15 protein-coding genes and 1 riboswitch are annotated in these 16,345 nt (G+C 71.4%); of the genes, 6 read left to right on the forward strand and 9 right to left on the reverse strand.

Annotated elements, in window-relative coordinates; genetic code table 11:
* Positions 1–373 precede the first annotated feature (373 nt).
* From QE438_RS11485 to btuB, 5 genes are all read left to right on the forward strand, one after another.
* The gene (locus QE438_RS11485; protein ID WP_130528189.1) at positions 374–1,738 is read left to right on the forward strand and encodes a DEAD/DEAH box helicase; all 1,365 of its coding nucleotides are present in this window, start codon (positions 374–376) and stop codon (positions 1,736–1,738) included.
* An 84-nt stretch (positions 1,739–1,822) separates the two neighbouring features.
* Entirely contained in the window at positions 1,823–2,188 is a 366-nt protein-coding gene (gene queD / locus QE438_RS11490; protein WP_130516495.1) for a 6-carboxytetrahydropterin synthase QueD, read from the forward strand.
* Positions 2,189–2,953: 765 nt separating this feature from the next.
* Positions 2,954–3,439 carry a GAF domain-containing protein gene (locus QE438_RS11495; RefSeq protein ID WP_130524992.1) on the forward strand — a complete coding sequence of 162 codons (486 nt, stop codon included), beginning with the start codon at positions 2,954–2,956 and terminating at the stop codon, positions 3,437–3,439.
* Positions 3,436–3,810: a TfoX/Sxy family protein gene (locus tag QE438_RS11500; RefSeq protein WP_306995534.1), complete on the forward strand. Its 375-nt coding sequence runs from the start codon at positions 3,436–3,438 to the stop codon at positions 3,808–3,810. Before QE438_RS11495 ends, QE438_RS11500 begins: the two co-directional genes overlap by 4 nt.
* A 27-nt stretch (positions 3,811–3,837) precedes the next feature.
* Positions 3,838–4,068, forward strand: a riboswitch (cobalamin riboswitch).
* 144 nt (positions 4,069–4,212) lie between these two features.
* On the forward strand, positions 4,213–6,090 hold the full coding sequence (btuB, locus tag QE438_RS11505) for a TonB-dependent vitamin B12 receptor (RefSeq protein ID WP_306995532.1): 1,878 nt from the start codon (positions 4,213–4,215) through the stop codon (positions 6,088–6,090).
* Between the two features lie 54 nt (positions 6,091–6,144).
* Here the strand turns inward: btuB and QE438_RS11510 are convergent, their stop codons facing one another.
* The 3 genes from QE438_RS11510 to QE438_RS11520 are packed head-to-tail and all read right to left on the reverse strand — an operon-like array spanning position 6,145 to position 7,864.
* The gene (locus QE438_RS11510) at positions 6,145–6,561 is read right to left on the reverse strand and encodes a DUF6691 family protein (RefSeq protein WP_306995530.1); all 417 of its coding nucleotides are present in this window, start codon (positions 6,559–6,561) and stop codon (positions 6,145–6,147) included.
* Positions 6,558–6,983: a YeeE/YedE family protein gene (locus QE438_RS11515; protein WP_306995528.1), complete on the reverse strand. Its 426-nt coding sequence runs from the start codon at positions 6,981–6,983 to the stop codon at positions 6,558–6,560. The genes QE438_RS11510 and QE438_RS11515 overlap by 4 nt, the downstream gene beginning before the upstream one ends.
* Entirely contained in the window at positions 6,980–7,864 is an 885-nt protein-coding gene (locus QE438_RS11520; protein ID WP_306995526.1) for an MBL fold metallo-hydrolase, read from the reverse strand. The genes QE438_RS11515 and QE438_RS11520 overlap by 4 nt, the downstream gene beginning before the upstream one ends.
* A 70-nt stretch (positions 7,865–7,934) precedes the next feature.
* Here QE438_RS11520 and QE438_RS11525 point away from each other — a divergent pair, with 70 nt between their 5' ends.
* The gene (locus QE438_RS11525) at positions 7,935–8,288 is read left to right on the forward strand and encodes a metalloregulator ArsR/SmtB family transcription factor (RefSeq protein WP_306995524.1); all 354 of its coding nucleotides are present in this window, start codon (positions 7,935–7,937) and stop codon (positions 8,286–8,288) included.
* A gap of 4 nt (positions 8,289–8,292) precedes the next feature.
* On the opposite strand, the gene gph is transcribed toward QE438_RS11525, so the two are convergent.
* The 6 genes from gph to dinB form a co-directional block, all read right to left on the reverse strand.
* Entirely contained in the window at positions 8,293–8,943 is a 651-nt protein-coding gene (gene gph, locus QE438_RS11530; RefSeq protein WP_306995522.1) for a phosphoglycolate phosphatase, read from the reverse strand.
* 170 nt (positions 8,944–9,113) lie between these two features.
* The gene (locus QE438_RS11535) at positions 9,114–12,296 is read right to left on the reverse strand and encodes a CusA/CzcA family heavy metal efflux RND transporter (protein WP_306995520.1); all 3,183 of its coding nucleotides are present in this window, start codon (positions 12,294–12,296) and stop codon (positions 9,114–9,116) included.
* 194 nt (positions 12,297–12,490) lie between these two features.
* Positions 12,491–13,480 carry an efflux RND transporter periplasmic adaptor subunit gene (locus QE438_RS11540; RefSeq protein WP_306995518.1) on the reverse strand — a complete coding sequence of 330 codons (990 nt, stop codon included), beginning with the start codon at positions 13,478–13,480 and terminating at the stop codon, positions 12,491–12,493.
* The gene (locus tag QE438_RS11545; RefSeq protein ID WP_306995515.1) at positions 13,477–14,748 is read right to left on the reverse strand and encodes a TolC family protein; all 1,272 of its coding nucleotides are present in this window, start codon (positions 14,746–14,748) and stop codon (positions 13,477–13,479) included. The genes QE438_RS11540 and QE438_RS11545 overlap by 4 nt, the downstream gene beginning before the upstream one ends.
* A gap of 71 nt (positions 14,749–14,819) precedes the next feature.
* Complete coding sequence (locus QE438_RS11550; RefSeq protein WP_306995513.1) at positions 14,820–15,197, reverse strand: hypothetical protein; 378 nt, start codon at positions 15,195–15,197, stop codon at positions 14,820–14,822.
* 38 nt (positions 15,198–15,235) lie between these two features.
* Complete coding sequence (gene dinB, locus QE438_RS11555; RefSeq protein WP_306995511.1) at positions 15,236–16,336, reverse strand: DNA polymerase IV; 1,101 nt, start codon at positions 16,334–16,336, stop codon at positions 15,236–15,238.
* Positions 16,337–16,345: the final 9 nt, after the last annotated feature.

The raw sequence follows: 16,345 nt of genomic DNA on the forward strand, positions 1-16,345 counted from the left end.
AGGTGGCAATGGCGCTCGTCAGAAGCGCCGCGGTGCGGGGGCGGGCGTGAGGCGGGGCCACGGGCGGGCCTGGAATCTGCTACCATCGACGCGCTTCGCTAGCGGCAGTCGTGTTTCCCTTGACGGGACCAGCGGCGCGGCCAGGGCCCTACGCCCGCCTCGCCCCCCTTCCTTCCGACGCCTTTTCGCTTCGCAAAGACGGTTCGCGCCAGTGTCGGCACGGGCCGCCCATCCAGTTACTCGCAGCGCGGTTCGGGAACGCTTCGGGCAACACACGCTTCTCCTCGCGTTGGCTTGCGTGGCCGGCGGCGCTTTCGCGTCGCACGGATCAGGCAGGGGCCGCGCGGCGTGGGCGTCCATCCGGAGTTTTCTCATGTCGTTTGAATCCCTGGGGCTTGCCCCGTTCCTGCTGCGCGCGCTGACCGAGCAGGGTTATGAACATCCCACCCCGATCCAGGAGCAGGCGATCCCGCCGGCGCTGGAAGGCCGCGACCTGCTGGCCGGCGCGCAGACCGGCACCGGCAAGACCGCTGCCTTCGGCCTGCCGCTGCTGCAGCACCTGGGCACGTCCTCGCAGGAAGTCACCCGTGGCCCGCGTCGGCCGCGCGCGCTGGTGCTGACCCCGACCCGCGAGCTGGCCACGCAGGTCTTCGAGAGCCTGCGCGACTACAGCAAGTACCTGCGCATCCCGGCCGCGACCATCTACGGCGGCGTGGGCATGGGTCCGCAGCTGGACGCGCTGCGTCGTGGCGTGGACCTGGTCATCGCCTGCCCGGGCCGCCTGCTGGACCACATCGAGCGCCGCAGCGTGGACCTGTCGGGCATCGAGATCCTGGTGCTGGACGAGGCCGACCGCATGCTCGACATGGGCTTTCTGCCCTCGATCAAGCGCATCCTGGCCAAGCTGCCCAAGCAGGATCGGCAGACGCTGCTGTTCTCGGCCACCTTCGCCGAGCCGATCAAGGCGCTGGCGCGCGAGTTCATGGTCGACCCGCTGGAAATCCAGGTCACACCGAAGAACACCGTGGCCGACACCATCGCCCACCGCGTGCACCCGGTGGACAGCGCGCGCAAGCGCGAGCTGCTGCTGCACCTGCTGGCGGCCGACACGCGCGTGCAGACGCTGGTGTTCGCCAAGACCAAGCACGGCAGCGACAAGCTGGCCACCTTCCTGGAGAAGTCCGGCATCCAGACCGCGGCGATCCACGGCAACAAGAGCCAGGCCCAGCGCCTGCGCGCGCTGCGCGATTTCAAGGCCGGCAAGATCAACGTGCTGGTGGCCACCGACATCGCCGCGCGCGGCATCGATATCGACCAGCTGCCCAAGGTGATCAACTTCGACCTGCCGATGGTGGCCGAGGACTACGTGCACCGCATCGGCCGCACTGGCCGCAATGGCTCCACCGGCGAGGCGGTGTCGCTGGTCGCGCAGGAAGACGCCAAGCTGCTGCGCCAGATCGTGCGCCTGCTGGGCCGCGACGTGGAGATCCGCGATGTGGAGGGCTTCGTGCCGCAGCATCCGATCCGCTGGGGCAACAGCGCGCCGGGCAAGGCCGAGCAGCCGTCGGGCACCCGTCCGCCGCGCCGCCACGGCCGCCGTCCGCACGGCGACGCCCCGCGCCAGGCGCAGGCCCACGCCCACGCCGGCCCGAAGAAGCACGGCAGCGGCAGCGCGCCCAACAACGGCGGCCGCCGCGACGGCGGTCGGCGCCAGAGCGCGCCGCGCGCCGCGCACTAAGCTGCCATCGGGGACGCGCCGCAGGCCGGCGCGTCCCCTTTCCTTCACCGCCGACGCCCACGCGCCGGCCCCGGACTGCCCGCCATGGACATCTTCAAGGTCTTCACTTTCGAGGCCGCGCACCGGCTGCCGAACGTGCCCGAGGGGCACAAGTGCGCCCGCCTGCACGGCCATTCCTTCCGCGTCGAACTGCATCTGACCGGCCCGCTGGATCCGCACACCGGCTGGGTGATGGACTTCGCCGACGTCAAGGCGGCCTTCAAGCCGCTCTACGAACGGCTCGATCACCACTACCTCAACGACATCGAGGGCCTGGACAACCCGACCAGCGAGCGCATCGCAGAGTGGATCTGGGACCACCTCAAGCCCGCCCTGCCGATGCTGAGCCAGGTCGTGGTCCACGAGACCTGCACGGCCGGCAGCCGCTATCGCGGACCGCGCGCGGACTGACACCAAGGCGCGTCATCGACCCGCGGCCGACCGTTCGTCGGTCGTACCGACAGGGGATGTTGCATCGCACCAAGTCCGGCGTTATGCTGCGTCGCAACAGCAGTTCTCGCGCCGGCGCGCCGCGCCACGCAACCCCCATTTGTGTGGGTCCCTCCCCCCGCACAAATCCAGGCCCGACAGGTCCCTCCCCCTGTCGGGCCTTTTTTTTGTCTCCGCCACCAGGGTGCAGGGCCGGGAAACACGCTTCGCCGACCGCTCTTCGCTCCGCTCGTGTTCGGTGGGAGCCTGTAGAGCGGAGCTCGCTCCGCTGGGGCCCTCCCATGAACCGAACGAAGAGCAGCGGAGTCCCCAAAAGGGGATTGCCACAAGCTCCGCTCTACAGATTGAGGAGACAGTCGCTCCCACGGAGATGGGAGCCCGATAGCGCGCCGCCACGGGCCCGAACGGTCGAGGCTCCCCAGTGAACCAAGCAGGACCTCTTTCGACCGAAGCCGATCATCTCGACGCGCGCGGCAGCGGGCCGGCGGGCGGGGGCCGCGACGAGCGAGGCAGGAAGCCGAGCGCCTTAAGGCAGGGCAGGACGCCCCGACTGAGGGAAAAGCGGCCACCGCCCGCCGGACCGCTGCCCAACCGAAGCCAGAACGCGCACGCCCCCGCGATCCTCGATCGCAAGAACCAAGCTTTCCGCGCCGCGGGCACCGGGGACATAGCGTTTCCTGCACAACCATGGCCGGTCTGCGCGCCATGCGTCGTAGAATCCACGACATGTCATTCGCGACCCAGACCCTCTCCGGGACCAAGCCCGAGCAATACGCGCAGCTGCTGGAGCAGGCGCGCGGCCTGATGTACGGGGAAACCGACCGCATCGCCAACGCCGCCAACCTCGCCGCGCTGCTCTACCACGCACTGCCCGGCTTCAACTGGGCCGGGTTCTATTTCTTCGATGGCACCGAGCTGGTGGTCGGGCCGTTCCAGGGCCTGCCGGCGTGCGTGCGCATCGCCCTGGACAAGGGCGTGTGCGGCGCGGCGGCCAGCACCCGCCAGACCCAGCGCGTCCACGACGTGGAAGCCTTCCCCGGCCATATCGCCTGCGACGCGGCCTCGCGTTCGGAGCTGGTGGTGCCGCTGGTGAAAGACGGCGCCCTGATCGGCGTGCTGGACATCGACAGCCCCCAGGTGGGCCGCTTCGACGAAGACGACCAGCGCGGCCTGGAAGCCATCGCCGCGGCCTTCGTGGACGCCCTGGCGTGAGCACCACGCAGCTGCGCAACATCGGCCCCAAGTCCGCTGCGTGGCTGCGTCAGGTCGGCCTGCGCACCGAAGAGGACCTGCGCGCGGCCGGTCCCGTGGAAGCCTTCATGCGCATCAAGCGCGCCGGCTTCCGCCCTAGCCTCAACCTGCTCTACGCCCTGGAAGGCGCCCTGCTGGGCTGCCACTGGCAGGACGTGCCCGACGCCCGCCGCCAGCAGATGGTGGCCGAGGTCGAGGTCGCCGCCGCCGCATTGCCCGCTCCGCGCGGCCGCCCCGCCGCCGCACCGGTGACCACCACCCGCCACGATGAGGAAGGCGGCGCCGCACCCACGTTCGATTTCTTCGACAGCCCCGGCCGCGACAGCGACTGAGCGCCGCGCCAGGCGCCGGATCGCGTACAATCCGCGCCGCTTTCAGGTGACCTGCCGCGCATCCATCGCGTCCAGGTTGAAACGGGAAGCCGGTGAGCCCCGCCACGGGACGAATCCGGCGCTGCCCCCGCAACGGTAAGCGAGCCATGCCAACGCATCGGCCACTGCGTGCCCTAGCGCACGCGGGAAGGCGCGACGGCGGAAGGAGTGCCTTCCAGCTCGCAAGCCCGGAGACCGGCCTGAGCAGCACGGGTTCGTACCGAACCCACCACCGGTTGCGATGCGGAGGGCGTCGCGCGTGCCGCGCCCACGCCTTGCCGTGCGCGCTGTCCGCCTGTGTTGCCTTCCGTCGCCGCGACTTTCCTGCCTTGCACGTGCGAGGCGCGCGACGGAGTTCCCCACATGAAGACCACCCTGCTCTGCCTGGCCATCGGCCTGAGCCTTTCCGCCACCGCCCTGGCGCGGCCCGCCGACGACGCCACCGATCTGGACCAGATCAGCGTCACCGCCACGCGCACCGAAGTCGCCGTCCAGGACAGTCTCGTCCCCGTGCAGGTCATCTCGCGCGAGGAGATCGAGCGCAGCCAGGCGACCTCGCTGCCCGAGCTGCTGGCCGGCCGCGCCGGCATCAACATCGCCAACCAGGGCGGGCCGGGCAAGCTGACCAGCGTGTTCCTGCGCGGCAGCGAATCGGATCACGTGCTGGTGCTGGTGGACGGCGTGCGCATCGGCTCGGTCACCGCAGGGCTGGCCGCGTTCCAGGACCTGCCGGTGTCGCAGATCGAGCGCATCGAGATCGTGCGCGGCCCGCGCTCGAGCCTGTACGGCTCCGAAGCCATCGGCGGCGTCATCCAGATCTTCACCCGCAGCGGCGGCAAGGGCCTGACCACCTACGCCCAGGCCGGCTTCGGCAGCCATGGCCTGCGCGACCACAGCGCCGGCTTCAGCTATCGCGGCGAACGCGGCTGGCTGTCGGCCAACGGCGGCTACCAGGACACCGACGGCATCAACGCCTGCCGCGGCACCGCCGGCGATGCGGCCCATCCCTTCGGCGCCGGCTGCTACGCCGACGAGCCGGACCGCGACGGCTACCGCAACACCTCCTTCGGCCTGCGCGCCGGGATCGACGTCACCGACACGCTGGCGCTGGAGGGCAACTTCCTCAACGCCGACAGCTACAACGAATACGACGGCACCCTGTTCGGCGGCAACGAGGCCAAGAGCCTGCAGCGCGTGGCCGGCGGCAAGCTGCGCTGGAACCCGAGCGAGGCGTTCCAGCTGACCGTGCAGGCCGGCCGCAATGACGACCAGGCCGACAACTACTTCGCCGATGCCGATACCGGCACGCGCAGCTTCGTCAGCACCTTCGACACCCGCCGCGACACCGCCTCGGCGCAGGGCGACTACCGCTTCGCCGAAGGCCAGACCTTCACCCTGGGCGTGGACTGGCTGAACGACCGCGTCACCAGCACCACGCCCTACGACATCGACGCGCGCGACAACACCGGCGTGTTCGCCGAGTACCAGGGCAGCTTCGGCGCGCACGCGCTGCAGGCCTCGGTGCGCAACGACGACAACGAACAGTTCGGCTCGCACACCACCGGCAGCCTGGGCTATGGCTTCGGCTTCGGCAACGGCTTCAAGTTCACCGCCAACGCGGGCACCGGCTTCAAGGCGCCCAACTTCAACGACCTGTACTACCCGGGCTTCAGCAATCCGAACCTCAAGCCGGAGAAGAGCAAGTCGCTCAACCTGGGCCTGGCGCAGTACGGCCAGGGCTGGAACTGGACCTTCAACGCCTACGAGACGCGCATCGAGGACCTGATCGGCTACGACACGGCCTTCAACATCGTCAATGTGGACAAGGCCAGGATCCGCGGCGCCGAGCTGACCGGCTTCGTCACCCTGGCCGGGCTGGACATCAACGCCCAGCTCAGCCACGCCGATGCGCGCGACGACGGCGACGGCGCCAACCACGACAAGTGGCTGGCGCGCCGCGCACGCGACACCGCGCGACTGGACCTGGACTATGCGATCGGCGACTTCCGCATGGGCCTGACCGGCAACGCCGCCGGCAAGCGCTACGACAACGCGGCCAACACCGAGCGCCTGGCCGGCTACGGCACGATGGACGTGCGCCTGGAGTACGCCCTGTCGCGCGACTGGACCCTGCTGGCCAAGGCCGCCAACGTGTTCGACAAGGACTACGAGACCGTCCAGTGGTACAACCAGCCCGGCCGCGAGTACACCGTCAGCGTGCGCTGGCAGGCCAAGCAGTAAGCCTTCGCCCAGGAAGGTTTGCAGAGAAGAGCCGGCGCGTTGCGCCGGCTTTTTTTATGCCCCCGCCAGCAGCCGGTGCAGCGCCATGCCCGCCAGCATGGCCGGCACGAACCACAGCGCTTCGCCGATGCCGGCACCGAGGCCGACCAGCGCGGGGCCGGGGCAGTAGCCGGCCAGGCCCCAGCCGGCGCCGAACAGCGCGGCGCCCAGCAACAGCGGACGATCGATCGCGCGTGCGGCCGGCAGCGAGAACGACGGCGCACACACCGGTGCCTGACGTCGCCGGATCAGCGGAAACAGCGCGCCGCTGGTCAGCACCGCGCCGCCCAGGACGAACAGCAGACGCGGATCCCAGTGCCCGGCGACATCCAGGAAGCCCAGCACGCGCTGCGGATCGGTCATGCCCGAGACCACCAGGCCGACGCCGAACAGCGCGCCACAGGCCGCCGCGGCCCAGACCTGCCGGTTCATGGCCCCCTCCATACATGCCGCACCAGGAAGGTCACCGCCATCGCCACCGCCATGAACATCGCAACGGCGGCCAGCGAGCGACGCGAATGCAGCGCCAGCCCGCAGACGCCGTGACCACTGGTGCACCCATTGCCCATGCGTGTGCCGACCCCGACCAGCAGACCGGCCACGATGAGCAGCCACGGCGGAAAGCCGGCGCGCGTGGGCTGTGTGGATGGCAGCGCGTGCAGCGCCAGACCGCCCACGCAGATCAGCCCCGCCAGGAGGGCCAGCCGCCAGGCCAGGCCCTCGCCGGGCGCCAGCAGCGCGCGTCCGGCGATGCCGCTGACGCCGGCGATGCGCCCGGTCAGCCACAGCAGCGCGCTGGCCGACAGGCCGATCAGCACGCCGCCGGCCAGTGCGCCGCTCCACTCCAGGCTCATTGCACGCCCAGCCGATTGAGCGGCAGGCGCAGATAGGCCACCCCGTCCGCCTCGGCAGGCGGCAGACGACCGCCGCGGATGTTCACCTGCAGGGCCGGCAGCAGCAGGCGCGGCACCGGCAGGACCGCATCGCGCGCGCGACGGCGGGCGACGAAGTCGGCCTCGCTCGCGCCCTGGCCGACATGCAGGTTGTGCGCACGCTGCTCGGCGACACTGACCTCGACCTTCGGCACGGCGCCCTGCGCCGGATAGTCGTGGCACAGGAACAGGCGCGTGTCCTCCGGCAGCGCCAGCAGGCGCTGGATCGAGGCGTACAGCTGCGCCGCATCGCCGCCGGGGAAATCGGTGCGCGCCGTGCCCGAGGCCGGCGCGAACAGCGTGTCGCCGATGAAGGCCGCATCGCCGATCACATAACTCAGGCTGTCCTCCGTGTGGCCCGGCGTGGCGAGCACGCGCACGGTCAGCGCGCCCACCTGCAGCACGTCGCCGTCGTCGAGCAGACGGTCGAACTGGCGTCCATCGGCCACGAATTCATCGCCCAGGCCGAACAGCGCCTTGAAGCGCGCCTGGATGCCGACGATGCCGCGACCGATGGCGATCCCCGCGCCGAGCGCATCGCGCAGATAGCCGGCCGCGCTGAGATGGTCGGCGTGGGCGTGGGTCTCCAGGATCCACAGCACGTCCAGCCCCTGTTCGCGTACCCAGGCCAGCAGCGCGTCCGAGGAGGCGGTGGAGGTGCGCGCGGCGTTGGCGTCGTAATCCAGCAGCGGATCGATCACCACCGCCGCCGGACTGTGCGGATCGCGCACGACATAGGTGAGCGTGCCGGTGGCCGGATCGTGGAAGGGCTGGACCTGCGGCGAGGAAGATGCCGGTGACATCCGAAACTCCCGTTGCGTCATATTTTAGATTTGTCTAAATTAGACGCATCGAAAACGAAAGGTCAAGCCCATGCCCGCCCGCCTGCCCTCGCCTGCGCTGGATGCCGCCGCGATGGCCAGCCACGCCCAGGCCGCGAGCGCGCTGCTGAAGGCGCTGGCGCATCCGGCGCGGCTGCGCGTGCTGTGCCGGCTGGTGGAGGGCGAGGCTTCGGTGGGCGAACTGCAGGCCAAGAGCGCCCTGTCGATGTCGGCGCTGAGCCAGCACCTGGCAGTACTGCGCCAGGCCGAGCTGGTGGACACCCGACGCGAGGCCCAGACCATCTTCTACCGCCTGCTCGACAGCCCGGCGCTGGGCGTGATGCAGGCGCTGCATGCGGCCTATTGCACGCCTGCCGGGAAAACGCAGCGCCCGCGCCGGCGCTGAACCCTCAGCGCAGCGCGAGCAGTTCGGGGAAGGTGTCGAGCACCGCGACCGCGCCGGCGGCGTCGAGGTCGTACTGCTTGCGATAACCGTAGCGCAGCAGCACCAGCGGCACGCCCGCGTTGTGCGCGGCCAGCGCGTCGCTTTCCGAATCGCCCACCATCAGGCTCTTGCCGGGATCCACGCCGAACTGCGTGGCCAGGTGCCACAGCGGCTCGGGCGCCGGTTTGCGCTGGGCCAGCGTGTCGCCGCCGACGATACCGTCGAACAGACGCAGCACGCCGCGCGCCTCCAGCAGCGGGCGCACGAACTGCTCGGGCTTGTTGGTGCACACCGCCAGCCGCACGCCCTGCCCGTGCAGCGCCTCCAGCGTGTCGGCCACGCCCGGATACAGCTGGCCATCCAGCGCGGTATCCCCGTAGTGCTTGAGGAAGCCGGGCATCACCGCGTCGATGTCGGCATCGCTGCCGGCTGCGCGCATGGCGTAGGTGATCAGCTGGCGCGAGCCCTCGCCGATCCAGTTGGTGATCTGCGCCAGGTCGAAGGTCCGCAGCTTCCAGTCGGTGAGCGTGCGGTTGACCGCCTCGGCGATGTCCGGCGCGCTGTCCACCAGCGTGCCGTCCAGGTCGAAGATCACCAGCGGGTAGGGGAAGGACACGGTGCGCTCCACGCGACGAAGGGGAGCGGCATGTTAGCCGCCGACGCGTAGCGCGGCGTTCAAGCCAGGCCGCGGCGTCGGCGCTACAAGGCCCCGGCAACCGCCCGCCGCCGCCTGCGGGCGGCGACGGCGGCCGTGAGCCACACGTCGGGCAAAGCCCGAACGCCGCCTTACACCGCCTCGCGCCGATGCGCCCAGCGATACAGCAGCGGCAGCACCAGCAGGGTCAGCAGCGTCGAGGACACGATGCCGCCGATCACCACCGTGGCCAGCGGCCGCTGCACCTCGCTGCCGGCGCCGGTGTTGAACGCCATCGGCACGAAGCCCAGGCAGGCCACCAGCGCCGTCATCAGCACCGGGCGCAGGCGGCCGAGCGCGCCCTCGCGCACGGCCTGGGCCAGCGCCACGCCGCGCACGCGCAGATCGCGCACGAAGCTCACCAGCACCAGCCCGTTGAGCACGGCCACGCCGGACAGCGCGATGAAGCCGATGCCCGCCGAGATCGACAGCGGCAGTCCGCGCATTGCCAGCGCCAGCACGCCGCCGGTGAGCGCCAGCGGCACGCCGGTGAACACCACCGCCGCATCGCGCCCATTGCCGAAGGCCCAGAACAGCAGCGCGAAGATCAGCGCCAGCGTCGCCGGCACCACGATCGCCAGTCGTCGGCTGGCCGATGCCAACTGCTCGAAGCTGCCGCCGTAGCTGATCCAGTAGCCGGTCGGCAGCTCGACCCGCGCATCGACCGCCTCGCGCAGACGCTGCACGAAGCTGCCCAGGTCGCCCTGGCGCACGTTGGCGGTGACGACGATGCGGCGCTTGCCGTCCTGGCGGTTGATCTGGCTGGGGCCTTCGCTGATCTCCAGGCGCGCCAGCTCGCGCAGCGGCACCGTGCGCGGCACGGCGCCCGTGCGTGGCGTGTTCCAGCCGCCGACGCGGCCGGCCTCGTCGGCGTCGTCGCCAGCCAGCGCCGGTGCCAGCGAGATCGGCAGGTCGGCCAGCGCGGCCGGGTCGCCGCGCAGCGCCTCGGGCAGGCGCACGACGATGTCGAAGCGGCGATCGCCTTCGAACAGCTGGCCGGCCACTTCGCCGCCGATCGCCGTGGCCACCGTGTCCTGCACGTCGCCGGCGTTGAGCCCGTAGCCGGCCAGCGCGGCGCGATCGGGCAGCACGGAGAGCAGCGGCAGGCCTTCGGTCTCCTCCAGGCGCACGTCGGCCGCGCCCGGCACGCCGCGGGCCACGGCCTCGATGCGCGCGCCGACCTGGCGCAGCGTGTCCAGGTCGTCGCCGTACAGCGCGACGGCCACGTCGGCGCGCACGCCGGAAAGCAGCTCGTTCATGCGCATCTGGATCGGCTGGGTGAACTCGTAGTTGTTGCCCGGCAGCGCCTGCACCGCGGCTTGGATCTGGCCGATCAGCGCGTCCTTGGACTTGCGCGGATCGGGCCACCGCGCGCGGTCCTTGAGCATGATGAAGGTATCGGCCACCGAGGGCGGCATCGGGTCGGAGGCCACCTCCGGCGTGCCGATCCTGGAGAACACGCGCGCCACCTCGGGGAAGGCCAGCACCCGCTTCTCCACCCGCTGCTGCATGTCCACCGACTGGCTCAGGGAGGTGCCGGGAATGCGCATGGCGTGCATGGCGATATCGCCTTCGTCCAGCTGCGGAACGAACTCGCTGCCCAGGCGCGTGGCCAGCGCACCGCACAGCGCCACCAGCGCGAGCGCGGCGAAGGCGACCACGCGCCCATGGCGCAGGCTGGCGTCCAGCAGCGGCACGTAGCTTCGCCGCAGCCAGCCCATCACCCGGTTCTCGCCGGTGCGCACGCGACCGCCCAGCCACAGCGCGATGGCGGCCGGCACGAAGGTGAGCGAGAGCAGCATCGCCCCGCTCAGCGCCAGCACCACGGTGATGGCCATGGGGTGGAACATTTTTCCCTCCACGCCGGTGAGCGCGAAGATCGGCAGGTAGACCGCGGTGATGATGCCCAGGCCGAACAGGCTGGGCCGGATCACCTCGGCGCTGGCGCGCGCGGTTTCCTCGAAGCGCTCCTCGTCGGTGAGCACGCGGCCCAGTTCGCGCTGGCGCAGGCCGAAGCGGTGCAGGCAGTGCTCGATGATGATCACCGCGCCATCGACGATCAGGCCGAAGTCCAGCGCGCCCAGGCTCATCAGGTTGGCCGACACGCCGCCGCGGGCCATGCCGGTCAGGGTGAACAGCATCGCCAGCGGGATCACCGCGGCGGTGATCAGCGCCGCGCGCAGATTGCCCAGCAGCGCGAACAGCACCAAGATCACCAACAGCGCGCCCTCCACCAGGTTCCTGGCGACCGTGGCGATGGTGCGCTCGACCAGCGCGGTGCGGTCGTAGGTGGGCGTGGCGGTAACGCCGGGCGGCAGGCTGCGCTGGGCGACCTCGAGCTTCTCGGCCGCCGCGCGCGCCACGCTGCGGCTGTTGGCGCCGACCAGCATCATCACCGTGCCCAGTACTACCTCGTGCCCGTCCTGGGTGGCGGCGCCGCTGCGCAGCTCCGGCCCCTCGGCGACCCGGGCGACATCGTGGACGTGGATCGGCACGCCCTCGCGCCGCGCCAGCACGATGTCGCCCAGTTGGTCGATGCCCTCGACCTGGCCGGGGATGCGCACCAGCAGCTGCTGGCCGTTGCGCTCGATGTAGCCGGCGCCGACATTGCGGTTGTTGACGCGCAGCGCCTGCACGACGTCTTCCAGCGTCAGGCCGAGCGCGCGCAGCTGCGCCGGATCGGGCGTGACGTGGATCTGCCGCGCGTGGCCACCGATGGTGTTGACCTCGGTCACGCCGGGCACCGTCCGCAGCTGCGGGCGGATCACCCAGTCCTGCAGCGTGCGCAGATCGGTGGCGGTGTAGCGGCTGCCATCGGGCTTGCGCGCGTCGGGCGCGGCGTCGACGGTGTAGGCGAAGATCTCGCCCAGGCCGGTGGCGATGGGCCCCAGCTGCGGGTCCAGGCCCTCGGGCAGCTGCGCGCGCACCTGCTGCAGGCGTTCGGCGACCTGCTGGCGGGCGAAGTACAGGTCGGTGCCATCGACGAAGGACACGGTCACCTGCGAAAGCCCATAGCGCGACAGCGAGCGCGTGCGCTCCAGCCCGGGCAGTCCTGCCATGGCCGTCTCCACCGGGAAGGTGATGCGCTGCTCGGCCTCCTGCGGTGCGTAGCCGGGCGCGGCGGTGTTGATCTGCACCTGGACGTTGGTGATGTCCGGCGTGGCGTCGATGGGAAGCTTGGTGAAACTCCAGGCGCCGACGGCGATGAGCACGCCGGTCAGCGCCAGGACCAGCCAGCGGTGGGCGATGCTGAGGCGCAGGATGGACTCAAGCATGGGGGCGTCCTCCCGGGACCGTGTTGGTCATGCCTCGTGCGACAGACGCCATCGCCTGCATCGGCGTGATCTGCGCGCATGCGGGACGCCCGTGATGTGGCGATGTCGTCCCGTCGAGCGCGAAGGCGCTGGATTGCCGCGAGCGCGGCAACGAAGGGGACGGCCGGGCGTTAGGCGCGGCGTTCAAGGCAGCCTCAATGCGCATGGCCGGCCCCCGCCTTGCCGAGATCGGCCTTGACCACATAGCTCTGCTCGACCACGACCTGCTCGCCCGGCTTCAGCCCGGAGAGCACGGCCGCCTGGGTCGCGTCGCGCTGGCCCAGTTCGACCGCGCGGGCGACGTAGCGGTCCTGGCCCTCGCGCACGAACACCACCTGTCGCCCCTCCAGCGTCTGCAGCGCGGCCAGCGGCACCACCAGCGCCGCCGGCGTGGTGGCCACCACGATGCGCGCCTTCACCGCCGCGCCCGGGCGCCACAGGCCGTCGTCGTTGCGCAGCAGCGCGCGCGCCACGGTGCTCTGGCTGGCCGTGGCCGTGCCGGGCAGCACGCGTTCGAGCGTGGTGCGGGTGCTGACGCCATCGGTCATCCGGGTCACGGTGACCGGTACGCCGGCGGTGATGTGCTGGGTGTCGCTGCCGAAGACATGCAGGTCCACCCACAGCGTGGACAGGTCGGCGATCTCGAACAGCGCGGCGCCCTCGCCCACCACCCCGCCCAGCTGCGCGCCGCGTGCGGTGATCACGCCACCGATCGGCGCACTGACGGTGTAGGAGGTCAGGCTGAGATTGCTTTCGATGCTGGCCAGCGCCTGCCCGGCGCGCACGCGATCGCCGACGTTGGCGCGCAGGCTGCGCACCGGGCCGGGGAAGCGCGCGGTCGCCTGGGCGATGCGGCCATCGACCGGCGTCAGCACGCCCTGCACCTCGTGCGCGTCGGCGATGGTGCCCGGCCCGGCCGGGGCGACGCGGATGCCGGCTTCGCGCGCGATGTCCGCGGGGATCACCGTGCTGTCGGCCTCGGCGTCCTCCCGCGCACCTTGCGGCGTATCGGCGTGCTCGTCGCGGGTGGCGGTTTGCGCGTGATCGTCCGTCGCGACGGCCGGCGTCGCGTCCTTGCCGCAGGCGGCCAGCAGCAGCGTGCCGAACAGCAGCAGACAGCGCGGGAGGTGGGAATGCGTGTTCATGGGCTGATCTCCTGCGCAGCGTGGGGCGCCACCACCGGTTGCCCGGTCAGGCGCTGCAGTTCGATGAGGGCGGTCTGGGCCTGCGCGGCGGCATCGAGCTGGCGCCGCAGCGCCTCCACGCGCTGGGCCTGCAGCTGCGCCCATTCCAGGTAGCTGATGGCGCCGGCGCGCCAGGCGCGTTCGGCGGCGCGTTCGGCCTGCTGCAGGCGCGGCAGCACGTCGCGCGCCAGGCGCTGTGTCTCCAGTTGCGCGGTCAGGTAGCGACCGTGCGCCTCGGCCAGCGTCGCATGCAGCTGCAGCAGCACCGCGTCGCGCTGCAGCGTGCTGATCGCCAGCTCGGCCTGGGCCGCGCGGATCTCCGGCTCGGCGCGCCGCGCGCCGCCCAGCGGCAGGCTGAAGCCCGCCACCAGCGCGGTGTCGCCCGCATCCTGCAGGCGGCGCACGCCCAGCTGCCATTGCACATCGGCACTGCGCGCACTGGTGGCCAGGCGCAGCTGCGCCTCGTTCACGCGCGCCTGGCCGGCGACGATGGCCAGCTCCGGCGTGCGTTCGAGCAGACGGCTCAGGGCGTCGAAGGACTCAAGCCGCGGCAGGGCCTCCAGATCGCCGCTGACCGCGTCGAAGTCGGCCTCGCGCTGGCCCCACAGCGTGGCCAGCTGGCGGCGCGCGGCCTGGCCGGCCGCCAGCGCGCGGTCGCGGTCCAGTTCGGCCTGGGCCAGCTGCGCCTGTGCGGTCAGCAGCACCGACTCGGGCGAGGCGCCGGCCTGCAGCCGCGCCTGCGCCGCCTGCACGGCGCGCCGGCGCTGGTCGATGTCCAGCTGCGCGATGGCCAGCGCGCGCTGGGCCAGGGCGATGGCCTGGTAGCGCTGGGCGACCTGGGCCAGCACGTCCAGGCGGGCGGCCTCGCGCCGCGGCGCCAGCGCGTCCAGGTTGGCCTGGGCCAGCGCGCGGCGCGCGTCGAGCTTGCCGCCGCGTTCGAGCACGCCGGACAGCGAGACGGTCAGCTCGGCGCTGTCGAAGGCGCGGGTCTGCCCGCTGCCCAGCGCGTTCTCCAGTTCCACGCCGAGGCTGGTCGCCGGCGCCAACGCGGCGGCGTCACGGCGCGCCTCCAGAACCGGTCGCTCGCCGTCGATCAGGCGCAGCTGGGGATGGGTGTCGGACACGCGCCGCAGCGCCTCGTCCAGGCTCAGGGGAGCCGGCGGCCGGTCCTGCGCCAACGCGCAGGGCACGGCCGCGAAGGCGGCCAATGCCGCCAGTCGCAACCACATGGGGAATCTCCGAAAGGGCGATGACGAATCCCCGCGGCGCAGCCTTCACGGGCGCCGCGGGCAAGGGATCGTCAGGCCGCGATCGGCGGACGCAGCGCCAGGCTCGGGGTGTGCGAACGCGCGGGCAGGTCCGCACGCGCCTGCGGGGCCGCACGCACCGCCGCCATCGGCAGCAGCGCGAACTGCGAGGGGATCGCGGTCAGGTGGCCGCAGCAATGCGCCGCATGCATCAGCGCATGCAGCAGATCGCCCGCATCGTCGGCATCGTCCGTGTCGGCGGCCAGCGCGTGCCCATCGGCCTGATGCAGGTGCGCGGCGCTGCCGCGCGTGGCCTCATGCAGGTCGCCCACCGCCGCCAGTACCGGATTGGCCAGCACCGCCAGCAGCAGCACGGCCAGCGCCGGCAGGCGCAGCCAGGACAGGCAGCGAGGGACGATGCGCAACGACATGGACGCCGATGCTAGTGCGCGCGCCGCGCGTTAAACAATCACATGGCCGGTTTGTCATCGCCCGCAGGCGCCAGACCATGGTCAAACAGCGCGCCCTGCACCGCCACCTCCTCGCGCTCGCGAAAGCCCGACAGGCCCACGCCGACCAGGCGATAGCGCGTGTCGGCGGGCAGGTCCACGCGTTCGCGCAGGGCCAGCGCGATGCGGGTGAAGGCTTCCAGCGAGGTCGGCGGCGCCTCGGGCGTAAAACTGCGGGTGAGGATGCGGAACTGCGCGGTCTTGAGCTTGAGCACCACGGTATGGCCGATGCGCGGGGTCTTGCGCGTGGCCGCCCACGCCTTGGCCGCCATGCGCACGATCGGTTCGTCCAGCTCCTCCAGCGGCACGTCCACGGCGAAGGTGTCCTCGGCCGAGATCGACTGCACGGGCTGGTCCGGCTCCACCGGGCGCTCGTCGATGCCGCGCGCGCGCCGGTGCAGCGCCGCGCCGAAGCGACCGAAGCGCAGGCTGAGCTCCTCCAGCGAGCACGCGCGCAGCTCGCCGACCGTGGTGATGCCCAGCTCGGCCAGCTTCTGCTCGGCGACCTTGCCCACGCCGGGGATGCGCCCGACCGGCAGCGGCGTCAGGAACGCCTCGACCTGCGCCGGCTTGATCACGTACTGGCCGTTGGGCTTGTTCCAGTCCGAGGCGATCTTGGCCAGGAACTTGTTGGGCGCGATGCCCGCCGAGGCGGTCAGCTGCGTGGTCTCGAAGATCTGCGCGCGGATCGCCTGCGCGGTGGCCGTGGCGCTGGGCGAGGCGATCTTGGGGTCGGTCACGTCCAGGTAGGCCTCGTCCAGCGACAGCGGCTCGACCAGGTCGGTATGGGCCAGGAAGATCTCGCGCACCTGCCGCGAGACGGCCTTATAGCGGGTGAAGTCCGGCGGCACGAAGACCGCGTCCGGACACAGCCGCTCGGCGCGCACCGCCGGCATGGCCGAGCGCACGCCGAACACGCGCGCCTCGTAGCTGGCCGCGCACACCACCGAGCGCGCGCCGCGCCAGGCCACCACCACGGGCTTACCGCGCAGGGACGGGTCGTCGCGCTGTTCGACCGATGCGTAGAAGGCATCCATGTCGATGTGGAGGATCTTGCGCATGGGATGCGC

This window comes from Pseudoxanthomonas sp. SORGH_AS_0997, from assembly GCF_031453535.1.
GTDB lineage: Bacteria > Pseudomonadota > Gammaproteobacteria > Xanthomonadales > Xanthomonadaceae > Pseudoxanthomonas_A > Pseudoxanthomonas_A winnipegensis.